18 protein-coding genes are annotated in these 14,499 nt (G+C 65.4%); 11 read left to right on the top strand and 7 right to left on the bottom strand.

All coding sequences use genetic code 11. From position 1 onward, the window contains the following. Window positions 1-90: 90 nt before the first annotated feature. The 4 genes from ROJ8625_RS10910 to ROJ8625_RS10895 form a co-directional block, all read right to left on the bottom strand. Window positions 91-1,095, bottom strand: coding sequence for an AraC family transcriptional regulator (locus ROJ8625_RS10910; RefSeq protein ID WP_085791938.1), 1,005 nt, complete (start codon window positions 1,093-1,095; stop codon window positions 91-93). A gap of 357 nt (window positions 1,096-1,452) precedes the next feature. Beyond that, complete coding sequence (locus ROJ8625_RS10905; protein WP_085791937.1) at window positions 1,453-1,716, bottom strand: hypothetical protein; 264 nt, start codon at window positions 1,714-1,716, stop codon at window positions 1,453-1,455. 303 nt (window positions 1,717-2,019) lie between these two features. Beyond that, window positions 2,020-2,796, bottom strand: a complete 777-nt coding sequence (locus ROJ8625_RS10900) for a methyltransferase domain-containing protein (RefSeq protein WP_085791936.1) — start codon at window positions 2,794-2,796, stop codon at window positions 2,020-2,022. Between the two features lie 1,942 nt (window positions 2,797-4,738). Next, on the bottom strand, window positions 4,739-5,035 hold the full coding sequence (locus ROJ8625_RS10895) for a nickel-binding protein (protein ID WP_085791935.1): 297 nt from the start codon (window positions 5,033-5,035) through the stop codon (window positions 4,739-4,741). Between the two features lie 143 nt (window positions 5,036-5,178). Between ROJ8625_RS10895 and ROJ8625_RS10890 the strand changes: the two genes are divergently transcribed. After that, entirely contained in the window at window positions 5,179-6,189 is a 1,011-nt protein-coding gene (locus ROJ8625_RS10890; RefSeq protein ID WP_234984242.1) for a GlxA family transcriptional regulator, read from the top strand. Between the two features lie 267 nt (window positions 6,190-6,456). Here the strand turns inward: ROJ8625_RS10890 and ROJ8625_RS10885 are convergent, their stop codons facing one another. Beyond that, window positions 6,457-7,392, bottom strand: coding sequence for a LysR family transcriptional regulator (locus ROJ8625_RS10885; RefSeq protein WP_085791934.1), 936 nt, complete (start codon window positions 7,390-7,392; stop codon window positions 6,457-6,459). A 98-nt stretch (window positions 7,393-7,490) separates the two neighbouring features. Between ROJ8625_RS10885 and ROJ8625_RS10880 the strand changes: the two genes are divergently transcribed. Then, window positions 7,491-8,063, top strand: coding sequence for a DUF4242 domain-containing protein (locus ROJ8625_RS10880; RefSeq protein WP_085791933.1), 573 nt, complete (start codon window positions 7,491-7,493; stop codon window positions 8,061-8,063). A gap of 620 nt (window positions 8,064-8,683) precedes the next feature. On the opposite strand, the gene ROJ8625_RS10875 is transcribed toward ROJ8625_RS10880, so the two are convergent. Then, window positions 8,684-9,217, bottom strand: a complete 534-nt coding sequence (locus ROJ8625_RS10875; RefSeq protein WP_159456752.1) for a Crp/Fnr family transcriptional regulator — start codon at window positions 9,215-9,217, stop codon at window positions 8,684-8,686. Window positions 9,218-9,277: 60 nt separating this feature from the next. Between ROJ8625_RS10875 and ROJ8625_RS10870 the strand changes: the two genes are divergently transcribed. The 7 genes from ROJ8625_RS10870 to ROJ8625_RS10845 all read left to right on the top strand — a co-directional run bounded on the left by ROJ8625_RS10870 (window position 9,278) and on the right by ROJ8625_RS10845 (window position 12,936). Then, entirely contained in the window at window positions 9,278-9,835 is a 558-nt protein-coding gene (locus tag ROJ8625_RS10870) for a hypothetical protein (RefSeq protein WP_159456751.1), read from the top strand. 43 nt (window positions 9,836-9,878) lie between these two features. Continuing rightward, window positions 9,879-10,217 carry a hypothetical protein gene (locus ROJ8625_RS20645; RefSeq protein WP_143535099.1) on the top strand — a complete coding sequence of 113 codons (339 nt, stop codon included), beginning with the start codon at window positions 9,879-9,881 and terminating at the stop codon, window positions 10,215-10,217. A 53-nt stretch (window positions 10,218-10,270) separates the two neighbouring features. Further along, the gene (locus tag ROJ8625_RS10865) at window positions 10,271-10,738 is read left to right on the top strand and encodes a DUF411 domain-containing protein (protein WP_085791930.1); all 468 of its coding nucleotides are present in this window, start codon (window positions 10,271-10,273) and stop codon (window positions 10,736-10,738) included. Window positions 10,739-10,772: 34 nt separating this feature from the next. After that, on the top strand, window positions 10,773-11,195 hold the full coding sequence (locus ROJ8625_RS10860; RefSeq protein ID WP_234984263.1) for a c-type cytochrome: 423 nt from the start codon (window positions 10,773-10,775) through the stop codon (window positions 11,193-11,195). Window positions 11,196-11,228: 33 nt separating this feature from the next. Further along, window positions 11,229-11,573, top strand: coding sequence for a copper resistance CopC family protein (locus tag ROJ8625_RS10855; RefSeq protein ID WP_085791928.1), 345 nt, complete (start codon window positions 11,229-11,231; stop codon window positions 11,571-11,573). After that, window positions 11,570-12,448, top strand: a complete 879-nt coding sequence (locus ROJ8625_RS10850; RefSeq protein WP_085791927.1) for a CopD family protein — start codon at window positions 11,570-11,572, stop codon at window positions 12,446-12,448. Before ROJ8625_RS10855 ends, ROJ8625_RS10850 begins: the two co-directional genes overlap by 4 nt. A gap of 92 nt (window positions 12,449-12,540) precedes the next feature. After that, the gene (locus tag ROJ8625_RS10845) at window positions 12,541-12,936 is read left to right on the top strand and encodes a hypothetical protein (protein WP_085791926.1); all 396 of its coding nucleotides are present in this window, start codon (window positions 12,541-12,543) and stop codon (window positions 12,934-12,936) included. Here the strand turns inward: ROJ8625_RS10845 and ROJ8625_RS10840 are convergent. Next, window positions 12,933-13,205, bottom strand: a complete 273-nt coding sequence (locus ROJ8625_RS10840) for a metal-sensitive transcriptional regulator (protein WP_085791925.1) — start codon at window positions 13,203-13,205, stop codon at window positions 12,933-12,935. The two genes, ROJ8625_RS10845 and ROJ8625_RS10840, sit on opposite strands and share 4 nt — an antisense overlap. Before the next feature lie 171 nt (window positions 13,206-13,376). On the opposite strand from ROJ8625_RS10840, the gene ROJ8625_RS10835 reads away from it, so the two are divergent. Together ROJ8625_RS10835 and ROJ8625_RS10830 are read left to right on the top strand one after the other, a co-directional pair. Further along, the gene (locus tag ROJ8625_RS10835; RefSeq protein ID WP_085791924.1) at window positions 13,377-14,177 is read left to right on the top strand and encodes a MauE/DoxX family redox-associated membrane protein; all 801 of its coding nucleotides are present in this window, start codon (window positions 13,377-13,379) and stop codon (window positions 14,175-14,177) included. 198 nt (window positions 14,178-14,375) lie between these two features. Beyond that, window positions 14,376-14,499 (top strand): transposase (locus ROJ8625_RS10830; RefSeq protein ID WP_143535044.1); only part of this gene is annotated, 124 nt, incomplete at its 3' end.

The raw sequence follows: 14,499 nt of genomic DNA, 5'->3' as shown, positions 1-14,499 counted from the left end.
TGGTGTCGGTCCTCACGGCATAGCCGGGGGGAGGGGCCTCGGTATTGACCGGCCCGGCCAGCGGTTTGACCGAAACCGCCAGCGCGGCCGTCAGCGGCCGGCAAGCGCCTTGCGGTAGGCCGCGGGCGTCGTGCCGGTCCAGCGCTTGAAGGCGCGGGTGAAGGCGCTCTGTTCCGAAAAGCCGGTGAGGAACGCGATCTCGGCCAGCGAATGACGCGCCTCGCCCAGCAACCCTTCGGCCAGGTCGCGTCGCGTGTCCTCGGTCAAGGCCTGAAAGGTCAGCCCGTGGTCCGTCAGGCGCCGATGGAACGACCGCGCGCTGAGCCCGAGGCCGCGGGCGATCGCGTCCATCCGCGGCGCGCCTTCGCTGAGTGCTTGCGCGATGGCCGCCCGCGCCTGTCCGACGACCGGCGGGTCGTCGGACAGGCGCGACAGGTCCGCGTCGAGCTGCGAACCGAGGTACCGCGATATCCCCTCGTCGCCGAGGATGTTGGCCCGCGCGAGCGTCTCGGGCGCGAACAGGATCGCGTCGAGATCCGCGCCGAACCGCACGGGGCAGCCGAACCAGTCCTCGTGCGCCATGTCCGGGCGCGGCGCGGCGTGCCGGATCAACACCTCTGTCGGTGCGACCGGGTCCGGGCTGACCTGACGGGCGATCGCGACCGCGCTCGCCAATGTCGCCTCGTTCGACAGCCTGAGGCCGAGCCGCCGGACCCCGGCGCGATGCAGGATGAAGAGCGTTCCGCCCTCGGCCGGACGCAGCTCGTACTCCACCACGCTCGTCCAGAGCCGGGCATAGCGCTCCACCCGCGCGTAGGACGCGCCGAGTGTCGGCGCCGCCTTGAAAGCCAGCCCGAGCGCGCCGTACTCGTCGAGCCGCATGGAGGCGCCGGTCCGCACCGGAATGTCGGTCACGTCGATCTGGTCGGCCATACGTTCCAGCATGTCATAGTAGCTGTCGGCCGGGATCATCGTTCCGGGATCCCACGGCGCGGTCGGATCGATCCCGACCGATGCGAGCATCGCCGACGCGTCGATGCCGTCGCCCGCCGCGGCGACCATCTTGCGCGCGAAGAGCGAGGTGACATGGCCCATGCGCGCAGTTTATGGCGCCCCGTCCGAACCACCAAGACGCTGAAGGCGCAATGGGCGGAGAGGGTGTGGGCGCGGCGATGGTTGCGGGCAGACACGGCTGAATGGGCTCGGTGATGGCGGCCCGATGCGGTTGCATCGGGCGGACCGAGCGTTGCTCCCCCGAGCGACCTCCTCGAGGGGCCTTTCGCAGGCCCGATGAGCGGATCGGGTCCTTGATGGCAATGCCAGAAACGGAAACGTCGCGGCTATTGTCCCCGCACTTCGGAGAGATCCGGTATAGCCGAAAAGGCCCCGCGGCCCGAGCGCACGAGTCACCGCAAACGGCTCGTGGCGACCTAAAGAAAAGGCCCGATACGGCTAGGTATCTTTTTCGGCCTGAAACCAGCCGATTTCGTCGCCGCCGCGGCTCTTTATTTCGCCAACCGTTTCGCCGGCTTCCAGCTTCGCGGCAACGCGTCTGAGAGCGTCAGCGGCTTCGTGCGTCGATTGGCCGGCATGTTGCCGCACGTAGAGCTCGAGCTGGACCCAGAAGGCGTCACTGCTCTCTTCATCATCTCGAGCACCAGCATCGCTGTCACCGGTTTCGTCATTGGCTCCCGCGGCAGCGCTGCTGGCGGACATGGTTATCTCCCTGTTGGACGTTCGATGCGTCGGCCTTGACGGTAGGTTTGTCAGTCAAACGTCAAGCACTACCTCCACGGGATGTCCTATGGAAGAATGCTAGCAATAGTAGCAATCGGCTTCCTGGCGGTCGCCGTGATCGCGGTTGCCACAGCTTGAGATCAGACCGCGCTGCACAAGTGCGGGCGCCACGTGGCGGACAGATCCACGATATGGATCGTCTCTTTCGCCTCCGGTGTCTGAGCCATCGTGATGCGAGCCAAGCGGCTCAGTCGGACGGCTTTTTTGCAAAGCGCTCTGTCCTCACGGTCGGCGCGCCGTCGTCACGAATTGAGTAAACGTAAAGAAGAAGCGGCCCGCGTCGGCCAGAGTGTGCTGTTCGGCGGCCCATGCGCGCGCCTCCGCTGCGGACACGTGGCCGCCTCGGGCAGCGAAGTCTGCCATCAGGATCAGCATCATGTTGGCGAGGCCGTCAGGCTTCAGGTCGGTGTCGGTGATGGTCACGGGAACGACGCGTTCGACGTCGAATCCCGCATCGGTCATCAACGCCGGTAGCCGCTCCGGCAGCGCGCGATGGACGAAGTGATGGTCCCAGGCGTCGATGACGCGCTGCATGCGGGCACCGTTTTCGGAAAACCAGGCAAACGTGCCGAAATGCATATCGGCAATGACCAGTCGCCCGCCGGGACGAAGGATGCGCCGCGCCTCGGCCAGGGCGCCGGGAACGTCGTCGATATACTCGAAGACCTGGACCGAGACGGCGGTGTCGGCGATGCAGTCGGGCAGCGGAAGTGCGTCGGCCCGCCCTTCACTCAGAGTGACCCACGTGAAATCCGCACAGCGTCTTTCGGCCAGCGCCCGCATGTCGGCAGAGGGGTCGATGCCGGTGACGCGGCCCGAAGTTCCGACCGCGCGGGCAAGCTCGGCCGTGAGCATGCCGTTTCCGCAGCCGATATCGACCACATGCTGGCCCGGGCGGGGCGCCACTGCGTCAAACGAGGCGCGGCGGCGGTACGTGATGTCGGCGCCGGAATAGGCAAGCTCCAGCCGGCCGGCGGTCTCGGCGTCGAACTGCAGCAATGCTCTCTCCCGAAAAGCGTTTGGGATACGCGCAGTCTCTAGAGGGCGTGCGGGTCATCGACGCGCCGCCGCTCACGGTGCCGGGCCGAGATCGGGATCGCGGCTGACGACATCATCCAACACGATCAGCGTACCACACTCCTCCGCGCAGAACTGCAGGTATCTCGCGGCGGTCTCGCAAAGCGGCACCGATTGCGCCGGTGTCTGCGTTGGCACGTGCTGGACGGCGTGTTCGTGGACTGAGGAATCTTTGACGCGGCACTGTCGCCACCCTCGGCCGCGAGTTCGTGGTCGCGGCGCTGATCGCGGCAAAATGTCATGGCCTGCCCGCCGAGTGCCGTTCCGGTCTCCTCATCTACAAGGCAGTCCGACAAGAAACTTCCGGTCGCGCATATTTTTGGTTTCCGTAGCGTCAACTTATTGTTAACCAGAACTCACCCTTCGTGTTCGGCTCTACCCCTTGAGCGGACCGAAAAACTCCGAGCGCAGGCGGTCAGCCTGCGCTCGGTTTCTTTCCTGCGACGCGCAGTGACGCCTCCTCGTGCCCGCGACAGGCCGTCGCGATCCGCTGTCCGCCGGTCTGACAGAGGGCCAATCGCGAAGCTCCAAGGTTCTTTGCAAATGGCGATCGCGCCGATCGGCACCCACACCGGATGGTTCGGGCTATATCGACGTCCCGCGCAGGACATGTGTGCGTATCCCACAGGATCCTTTGGGGGCGCCGACTTCGAGCCCTCGCGATTGTGCATCGCCGCTGCCGAGCGCGGTGTCGTCGTGGACGTCTATTGCGACTTCGGTGTCGGTGCAATGGTGCCGGCCGGACGGAAAAAAATTTGCAAGACCAGCGTGATAGAGGGGGGTGAGTATTCAGGGCGTTTAGATGAAATACGACAGCTCGAGCATCGCTGGAATTCCGACCCGACAGGGAGCTTTCGCCCCAAATATCTGACAGGCGGAGACGTCATCCATTGGCTTCGGCACCGCGACCCCGAAGCGGTTGCAGATTGTGCAAGGCAATCGCTCAAGCGTCGAAAACATGATGACGGGATCCGGCAGACGATACGACGTCATCGAGTTTCGCGCACCGGATTGCGCGTCGTCGCAAAACGCGCCGAAATGGCCAAAACCGCACACTCGCGCGCACACGAAGCGGAACGGAACGTCGCCCAATTGATACAGGCCGGGCCATCGCTAATCTTTCAAACAGGGAGATCCGGGTTGCATGTAAAGGGGTCGACGGCCGCCCAGAGCCTCTGGACGCCGTTGGTGCGATGCCGGATCTCCTGCCGGAGCTGTGGCCGCCCCAAGCCAGCTCGCTCGACACGCCCACACGCATCGTCGCGATCCACGGCGATCACATGCACCGAATGGCCACGCCTGAGTGCCGGGCTCCGTCGCGCCGCCACACGCAGCGGGCGGCTGGAGTGGCGGCCGAAAAACGTCGCTCGCCGCTCTAGCGGTGCAGTACAGTTCGTTGCGCTATCTTGATGGTGCCCGGGGGCGGAATCGAACCACCGACACGAGGATTTTCAATCCGTCCTTATCTACCCCCATTTTATGTAGTCGAAACGCAGATGTCACGCTTGAGCGGCGGTCAATTGATGGTCTCAAGATACCGTTCCGCAGCGAGCGTTGACCGGCGAGCGATGCGACCCGAGGATCCGTCACATTTCCGCAGCTTGGCTAAAAAGTTCGACAGACACGTAATCGACCTTTTGCCGCCGCTCATGAACGTCTCGTGGCCACAGCGCGGCTTCACCGATGCGGTCTTACACGGCAGTGTGCAGTAAATGGCGGCTGTTTTGATTGCGCCCCTGGCAAAAGCGAGTGGCAGCAAGATTAAGCCGCTCGTCCCAGGTGTTGCTGCTCTACGCCCGGCGTGGAGATGTCCTGTGAAAACAAGGTGCGCGTCCCCTCGCGGAGACACGCAATGAGAGCGGTGTCACATAGCCGTCACTGGCTCGGGATCATCCCGCTTTATGGCGGTGCCTCGGGCCAAGCGAATATCCTCGCTGGGGGCGCCGATGCGCCGGCCATGTTCTCGGATGGCCTCGCGATCGCTGGCCTCGTAGATGCAGACCGACCCGATACGACCATCTTCCTCGGTCACCGCATAGCTGCGGATCCAGCGGAGCCGGTCCTTCATCTCCTCGCCGACCTGAAGTGACTTCTCGTTGGTGGCTGCGAGTTCGTCTTCGTTCGACCAGATGCCGTGACGGCGGATGATGTAGAGGTCCATCGTTGCACTCCTTTCGCTCTTGTTCATGGCCAAAGAGTGAGCCCCGATCGGGCGAAACGGCACCGGGTGATACTGACGGAAAGCAGGGGGCATCGTGCCAAACGCGCGTGCCGCAGGTGAAATCCGCGTGTCGGACTGGCAGTATGACCAGCATGACGGAGGGAAGCGACAAGCTGGACGTCGCGGTCGTTCTCGTCAACGAAGGCTATGCGTCGACGGCCGTCGGCCCGATCGAGGTCTTCTCGGCTGCGGGAACGATGTGGAACGAGATGCGCGGCGATGCTCCAGAGCCGCGGTTCCGCGTCACCACGGCGTCTATCGACGGCGCGCCAGTGCGAAGCGCCTACGGATTGAACATCGCGCCCGACCGCGCGATTGCGGATCTCGGGCCGCTCGACCTGGCCATGGTCTCGGCCTCGGGTCCGGTGCCGGACGACTGGATGGCGCGGCACGCCGCGATCCCGCCCTGGCTGGCGGAGCGGTATCGAAACGGCACGCGGATCGCCGGGGTCTGTTCGGGTGTCGCGTTCCTGGCGGAAGCAGGTCTACTCGATGGCCGCAGAGCCACGACGCATTGGGGCGTCGCTGACGGGTTCAAGCGACGTTATCCCGATGTCGCCTGGGAGACCGATCTGCTCATCACCGAAGATGCCGGCCTCTACTGCAGCGGTGGGGTCAACGCCGCCAGCGATCTGAGCCTGCACCTCGTCGAGCGCCTCTGCGGCCGCGACCTCGCGATCGAGTGCTCCAAGGCACTGCTTCTCGACATGCCGCGACCCAGCCAGTCCGGCTATGCCCTGCTGCCCCTGGCGCGACCGCACGACGATGACAAGGTCCGCAAGGCCGAACATCACCTTAGCAGTCACTTCGCCCGGGATCTCCCTGTAGAAGAGATAGTGGATCTGTTGGGCATGAGCCGCCGCAATTTCGTGCGCCGATTTCATGAGGCCACCGGCCATATGCCGGGGGTCTACCAGCAGATGCTGCGAGTCGCCGCCGCGAGAAAGATGCTCGAGGACGGCGCGCCGTCGATCGAGCAGGTCGGGCGGGCGGTCGGATACGAGGACGTCGCCTTCTTCCGCAGCGTGTTCAAGCGCCATAGCGGCACGACGCCGTCCGCCTATCGCGATCGGTTCCGCCATCACAGAGGGTGAACGCTTGGTCTCCGCCAGATCAGAGAGCAGTAGTGGCGGGATAGCACTACGTTTTCTTTTTGGGTGGACTGCGCCGCCGACGCGACACCCACGGAGTCAAAAGAATGACGATTACGCTTTGCGAAATCATTTGGGCAGGTAGCCCGAGAGATCAGTTCTTCGCCATCTCGATATGTTAGAAGTTTATCAAGTCCTTGGCCTGACGCGAGCGAACGGTGCCAACTTTGTTGCTCTCTTTAATCTTGAGCGTGCGTCTCCAGAGCCAAGTCAGTCGGCGGTTTCGATGCCGTAGCCCCGGATCTCGTTCAGCTCCCGTCGGATGCCTTCTTCGATATGCCGCAGGACCGCCCGCATCCGTTTCGGCATCGGACGGCGAGGTGGCCAAAGCAGGTTGATGGCACGCACCGGGTAATCCGGGTCCGGAAGCACCGGCACCAAAGACCCGGCGCGCAGATCGTCCACCACCTGGTAGCCGTAGAACGCCCCGAAACCGACGCATTCGCGGCACATCCTGCGGGCAAGCGCCACGCTATCGCTCACGAACACGACGTTCGGGCGGACGGTGAACGGATGGCCCCCAAGGTCACGGAACCTCCAGACCAGCCCGAACCTTCGTTTCGCGATGTCGATGCCGATACATGGCAGCGACCCGAATTCGGTGGCCGTGGTCGGTCGTCCAACCCGGTCGATGAGCGCCGGCGCAGCACAGACGAAAGAAGACATCGATCCGATGCGGCGTGCGATCAACCCGCTGTCCTCCAGGTCGCCGATCCGGACAGCAACGTCGTATCCCCCCGCCACCAGATCCAGGGGGCGATCCGTGAGGTCGACCTTTAGCCGCAGACCCGCGAACTCGTCCATCAGTCCGGCCAGCGCCGGTGCCAGCACCCGGTTTCCGAACTCTACAGGTGCCGTCACGCGCACCTGTCCGGACGTGGCGGCGAGACCGTCTCGGACCCGTGCTTCTGCCGCATCCAGATCAGCCAGCATCCTTTTGCAATCGTGAAAAAACTGCTCTCCCTCCGGCGTCAGGGCGGAGCGTCGGGTCGTTCGGGTCAGAAGTTGCACGTTCAGCGACTTTTCCAATTCGCCGAGACTTCGCACCACCGCTGGCTGCGATTTGCCGAGCCGCCGCGCCGCTTCGGTCTGCGAGCCGCACTCGACGATTGCGATGAACGTCCGGATCGCGGCCAGTCTATCCAATCTGTCGACTTTCCTGACAGGTGTTATCCAGTATCAGCATAAGTATTTGCACGATCCTCCGCTACTCTGAGTTGTATCTTCAAGGGAGGAACGGACCCATGAACACGTCTCTCGCCTGGTGCGTCGCGCTCTTGGTCGCTCCGCCCGTATTCGCTGATCAGTTCGTGGTGGAACTCGACGCCGAACTCGCTGCGCCTCCCGAGGGCCTCATGTCCAGTCACGGCGTGACGCTGGACGAAACGCTGTCTGCCGGACCTGACTCCTATGCCGTATTCACCGCCGAGGACGCAGGGATGCTGTCGCAGTTCCTTGCGGCCGCCGCGATCGAACCGGAAAAGGTCTCCAGGGTCATGTTCGTCAACTCGCCCGTGATCGGCGGCGGTGCGCCAGCCCGCGATGCGGTGCGGGAGGGCCACGACGTCTTCGTGATCGAGAGACCGATCCCGGGTGTCGGCACATTCGGAATGGAACGGTGGCGCGCCATCTCAGCGGGATCCAACGCGGCGATTGCCGAACTGGGCGACGCCATCGAGTGGGATCACTCCTATCTCACCGACGAAGGCACTTACTGCATTTACCGTGCGGACTCACGGGACACAGTTCGCAAACACGGAGACCTGGCGGGTGCGCCCATCTCGCGGATCACGGCCGTGTCACAGCGCGCACACTGAGCGCGCAAGCTCATGCCAACACTAGAGATCCGGGCCGTCAGGACTGGAGTTCACGCTGAATAGCCCCGCGTTTCTAAGGCGCCCTCGTGCCTCAGTTTCTGCTGCCGCTCGAACTCGAGGGGCGACAGCGTTTCTTTCGCGCGTGCATCGCCTGCATCATTGGATCCATTGCGTCCGAATACGCCGTCCCGGCTTGATGTCCGGCTATACCGTCGTGACTCTCACCATGAGTCGCGGTCGCTTGCGCCAGGGTGGGCATGGTGCAAAGTGCCAGGACGAATGCCACCGCTTACATCTGTGCTTTGCGGCGCAAGGAGATGATCATTCGGTATCCCTCTGTAAGTATTGAGCCGCCGCAGCATCCGCCGAAAAGCTCGCCGCATATGAGTGCAGGCATGTCTTCGGGCAAGTGCGCCGGTGATCGAGCGCGTTCGGTCGCCAGGATAGAGGTGTCATCACCTCCACGGCCCGGGGGGCGGCTCCGAACGAGGCCAGGACGGCGCTCGATCTCACGCTGCGTCCCGTTCCGTCGGTTGGAGAGAGGGCCTTCATGAAGAAGGCACCATCTCCTTTGGCTCCGAATGCATGAATATCGAGCCATGGGTTCTTATCGGAATGGGTCACTTCGTATCACGCCGCTGTCCGAGTTCGCGGTAGAGCGCGGCGGGCGTGACTCCAATCCAGTCTGCGACGTGAACCCAACCACCTGACTCGGGCGGTCTGTAGAGGTCCAAATAGGCGTCGAGCCGATCCGCAAGTCTGCGCAGGCGCAGCACTTCCACGCGGGCGCGAAGGGCATGAACTTCGCGGGCCGTCTCTGCAAGCGCTGCCGTGGCGGGCGATGCGCCGAGCCAGTCGCGCGCGGCCTGCGCGGTCAGCGTCGCAAGGCGCACCTCGGTTTCAACGATCGCGTCGCAATGCGTGACGTCGGACCAGAGCGAGGCTGGTGCGACAACGTCGCCTTCGCGCGCCACGTTGAGAGTTAGCGAACCGCCATCGGCCAAAGCGCGGCGCAGGGCAACGCACCCCGCGCGCACCAGATAGAGATGACGCACCGGATCGCCCCGGCGGAACAGCGCCGCCCCTGCCGACAGCGCGCGCTCCGGGGCCTCGGCGAAAGCGGAGGTCCAGACATTTGGCATGATCGTGATCATGTCCTCGCTACCCGGTTCATGCAATTCTCGGCAGACCGCAGCGACAGCAAAGGCCGCACCATGCCCGTTTTCCATTCCGCACCGATCCTCCTGATCGTGCTATCCACCCCTGTCTTGGCACAGCATGACCACGCGATGGGACAGGGCCACGCCGCGGACGCTGAGACGACGCTCTCCGAGCCCGGACAGGGCGCGTTCGCCGCGCTTACAGAAGTGGTGGCGCTGCTTGAGGTCGATCCCGCGACCGATTGGTCTTCGGTCGATCTGAGTGCCCTGCGGGAGCACCTTGTGGACATGGACCTGCTCGCCACCCGTGCCGAAGTGCAGGTAACACGGCTGCCGAACGGCCTGCAGGCCGTCGCGAGGGGCGATGCAGCGACCGCCGCCGCCCTCGGGCGCATGGTGCCCGCACACGCCAAGCAGCTCTCGGCAGACACCTCCTGGACCGCGCAAGGCGAGGCGACGGAGGATGGCGCCATCCTGACGGTGACCTCCGATGATGCGGCGACGGTCGAGCGCATTCACGCGCTCGGTTTCTTCGGCCTTATGGCGAGCCAGGATCATCATCGCGCGCATCATCTGGCAATCGCCACGGGCGGATCGCCGCACGCTCACTGAGGGGCGGTTGCGCGACCCGGATACCCCTTGTAGGTATTCCGGCATGGCCCGTTTGATCATGTCCTTGCTGCTCGCCGCCGTGTTGACGGGAATTGCTGCCGCCTCGGCATTACATGCATCCGAACATTGGGCGCCGACTGCCGCGCACCATCCCATCGCGACGGCGAGCCATACCGACGCGATTGAAGCGCTATCGGACCTCGCCGAGTGCTGCGATGTCCTCGGCGGCGCGTCGGGCGGCACGTGTCTTCTGGATGCGACGTTCTCCGCCGCAGTGCTTGTCGCTTCGAGCGGTTCGCTTGCGGGCCGGTCGATCCATTGTGCGCCTCTGGTCCTTCGTGGGCGCGACACGGCGCCACCGACCGGCCCTCCGAAGGTCTGACCACCGCTCCGCCGGGGCGATCCACTCAGACCTCACGCAAAAGGACCCGTTCCATGACCAATCGACGCGACTTTCTCGCTTTCGCCGCCGCCTCGCTCTCCATCGCGGCCTTGCCCGCGCGGGCGGCGACCGCGATGCACGTTCACACCGCACCGTCCTGCGGGTGCTGCCACGCCTGGGCGGACCTCGCCCGTGCGCGCGGTTTTTCGGTGACCGTCAGCGAACTGACCGACCCCGAGGCTGAGAAGGCGGCGCTCGGCGTGCCGCAGGGGCTGGCCTCCTGCCATACGGTCGAGGCCGAGGGCTATGTGTTCGAAGGACATGTGCCGTTCGAGGCGCTGGAGGCGGTGCTGCGAGACCGCCCCGATATTGCCGGCCTCGCCGTGCCGGGCATGCCGATGGGCTCGCCCGGCATGGGCGACGATCCGTCGGCGCGCTTCGACGTGATCGCCTTCGGCGGCGCTGCGGGCGCGGGGCAGGTATATTACCGCGCCGGGACGGCACAGCCGTTCGCGGGCTGACATGTGGCGCCATTGGGCCCTCCTGGCCGGCGCTATGGTCGTGGCCGGCGCCGTAGCGGTGACGGTCCTCTTCCGTCCCGCCGGGGCGGGAGAGGTGCGCCTCGCGCCGGACGACGCGGCCATCGTCGCGGCCGGGGCGGATATCTACGCCGCCGAATGCGCCTCCTGTCACGGGGCCGCGCTGGAGGGTCAGCCGGACTGGCGCGCGCCGGGGCCGGACGGTCTGCGGCCCGCACCGCCGCACGATGCCTCGGGGCACACCTGGCACCACGACGACGCGACGCTCTTCACGCTGACCAAGCACGGTCTCGCGGGGCTCATGGAAGACCCGCCGTCCTCGGGCATGCCGGCCTTCGACGGCTTGCTGACGGACGATGAGATCGTAGCCGTGCTCTCCTACATCAAATCGACCTGGCCCGCCGAGGTGCGGGCCCATCATGACACCATCAACGAATAGACGCGGCCAAGACCGCGTTTCCGGAGGATATCAATGACCCGAACCACGACACTCGCCCTGCTGCTGGCCGTTCTCGGCACCGCTGCCTCGGCCCATTCGAAATCGGAAGCGACGATCCCGGCCGATGGCGCAACCGTCGCCGAGGTGGCGGAGCTGACGCTGCGCTTCGACGACCCGATGCGGATCGTTTCGGTGGCGCTGACCTCGGACGGCGACGAGGTGAGACTCGAGCGCGAGACCGGCATGGAGCCTGCCACCGAGTTCCGCGCCGCGCCCGTGGAGCCCCTGGCACCCGGCAGCTACCGGCTCGACTGGCGCGGCATGGCCGCGGACGGACATCCGATGCAGGGCGGTTTTGAATTCACCGTATCGGAGTGAGCGGCCTCGCCCCCATCGACGCACTGACGGTGCTCGCCATCGCCGTAAAGGCCGCCGGCTATGCCGCCGCGCTCCTGGCGATGGGGGGCGTGCTCTTCTCAGCCGTCTTCTCGCGCCTCGCCGAACCGGAGGTGCTGCGTCTTGCGCGGCGGATCGCGGCGGGCGCCGCGCTCGTCGGGCTCGCCGTTCTGGCGGCGCGCTTCGGCATCCGCGCGGCGCGCGTCTCCGGCATGGGGTGGGACGGCGCGACCGACCCCACCATGCTGAGCTTCGTCTGGCAGAGCCCGCTCGGCGCCGCCGCGCTCTGGCGGGGGCTGGGCGAGGCGGCGATCCTTGCCGTCCTGCTGCCCGGTGCATGGCTCTGGATCGCGCTCGGCGGTGCCGTGGCGGTGGCGGGCTCCTACGCGCAGGTCGGGCACAGCCTCGGCGAACCGCGCGCGGCCCTCGCCGGTCTGCTGGTCCTGCACCTGCTTGCGGCGGCCCTCTGGGTCGGGGCGCTGGCGCCGCTCAGCCGCGCGGCCCGTGATCCGGGCGGTGTGCCGCTGCTGCACCGCTTCGGGCGCGTCGCATCGGCCTTCGTCGCCGTGCTCGCCCTCGCGGGCATCGGTCTCGCTTGGCTCCTCGCGGGCTCGCTGCCCGAGCTCTTTGGCACCGCCTACGGCTGGGGTCTGATCGTCAAGGTGGCCATGGTTACGGGCCTCCTCGGTCTCGCCGCCCTGAACAAATGGCGGCTCGTGCCCGCGCTCGAAACCGCCGAGCCGGGCGCCGCATCGGCCCTGCGCCGGTCCATCGCGCTCGAAGGCGCCGCCGTCGCGGCGATCCTCGTCGCAACGGCCGCGATCACCACGGTCACGACGCCGCCGGTCAACCTGTGATGCCCGTGCATGGCGACATGACATGCCCCGCCGAGACTCCGGGCCGCCGCCGCATGTCGCCCCTGAAACGGCGGTTCGGGGCCGGCTGACCGATGCTGGCGCCGCTTCTCGCCGGTCTGCTCTTCGGAGCTGCCACCATCGGCCTTCTGCGCATCACCGGCATGGATCGCGACCGCGCCACCGGACCGATCCTCCTGTCGGCCATCGCGCTCTTCTACCCGGTATTCGCCGTCGAGAACGGGACCGGCCGCGAGATCGCGCTGCATGGCGCCATTGCGCTCGCCTTTCTCGCCGCCGCGGTGATTGGGCACCGGTTCGGGCTGATGCTCGTGGCGATCGCCATGATCGGGCACGGACTGTTCGACATTGCGGTTCACGCGGTGCCCAACGGCCCAGCCCCGCGCTGGTGGGGGCCGTTCTGTCTCGGCGTGGATGTCGTTCTGGGCGCGTGGCTTCTGGTCGCACGCCCCTGGCGAAAGGCGGGTTAGCTCCGCGCCTTGTCGAGAAGCGCCAATAGCTCGGTGAACTTGGCCCGCTGGTCCGCGCGGTCGCCAGAGGCGAGCGCGTCCTCGATGCAGTGCGCCGCGTGGTCGTCGATCACGAGCTTCTCGACGCCTTTAAGCGCCGCACGCACGGCGGCGATCTGCGTGAGCACGTCAACACAATAGCGGTCCTCCTCGACCATCCGGGCGATCCCCCGGACTTGGCCCTCCAGTCGCTTGAGGCGCTTGAGCGTGGCGTCGCGGTTCTCGTGCATGGGTCTCCTTAGACGGCCTGTCGGTGCGAATGTCGAGCGTGGAAACGGAACCGTTTCCGGCACCGGGTTGTTTATATACCCTATGGGGGTATGTGAAAGTTACACAATGGCGCGACTGCACTGCGGCCCCCGAGACGCCCCACATCGAGCACCGACACGAAAGAGAACTCTATGCCCAAGGACATCCTTGCCGACACCCGCGACGTCTCCGAAGTCTCGACCGACCCCGCCGCCGCCGCGACCGGCAAGACGGCCGTGCTCTATCGCATGGCGTTGCCGGACCATCTCTGCCCGTCCGGGCAGAAGGCGCGCTGGCTCCTGCGGTCCAAGGGCTACGAGATTGACGACCGCCTCTTCCGCGATCGTTCAGAGGTGGACGCCTTCATGGAAGCCCATTCGGTCAAGACGACGCCTCAGATCTGGATCGAGGGCGAGCGCGTAGGCGGCTACACCGACCTGCGCGAACGTCTGACCGACTGGGATGCGAAGGCGACGACCTACAGGCCGGTCATCTACCTCTTCGCGGTCGCTGCGGCAACGGCGCTCGCGCTTTCGGTCGGATTTCTGGGCGCGATCACGTGGCAGACCCTGGGCTGGTTCATCTCGATCTCGATGATCCTGCTCGGCATGCAGAAGCTGCGCGATATCGAGAGCTTCAGCACCATGTTTCTCAACTACGATGTGATGGCGCGCCGCTGGGTGCCCTACGGCTACGTCTATCCTTGGGTCGAGACTGGAGCGGGCGTCCTGATGACGGGCATGCTGCTGACTTGGCTCGCCGCACCGGCGGCGCTGATCATCTCGACCATTGGCGCCTGGAGCGTCTTCAAGGCGGTCTACATCGACAAGCGCAAGCTGAAATGCGCCTGCGTGGGGAGCGGCTCCAACGTGCCGCTCGGCTTCGTCAGCCTGACCGAGAACCTTGCCATGATGGGCATGTCCATCGTGATGTTGTGGATGCTGTTCAGCTGAATGATTGCCGCATCAAGCACGCCATCGGAGGAAGAGGTGCGAAAACCGAGGGAAAAGGCGGTATAACGTGCGAGGCTCGAGAGTGAATTAACTCGACCCCCTCGCGGCATTCGCGACCTTTGAAGAAACCGACTGACCTGCTCCCCTGAAACCTCCCCACTCTGAGGTTAGTCTGTTCCTCGACAGAGGAGATGAACGATGAAGCGCAGCAGGTTCAGCGAAGAACAGATCATTGGCATCCTGAAGGAGCACCAGGCCGGGCTGAGCGCGGCGGAGCTCTGTCGGAAGCACGGCGTGAGCGAGCCGACGTTTTACAAGTGGC

The organism is Roseivivax jejudonensis, assembly GCF_900172265.1.
Classification (GTDB): Bacteria; Pseudomonadota; Alphaproteobacteria; order Rhodobacterales; family Rhodobacteraceae; genus Roseivivax; species Roseivivax jejudonensis.
This window is presented reverse-complemented; position numbering and strand designations above follow the sequence as displayed.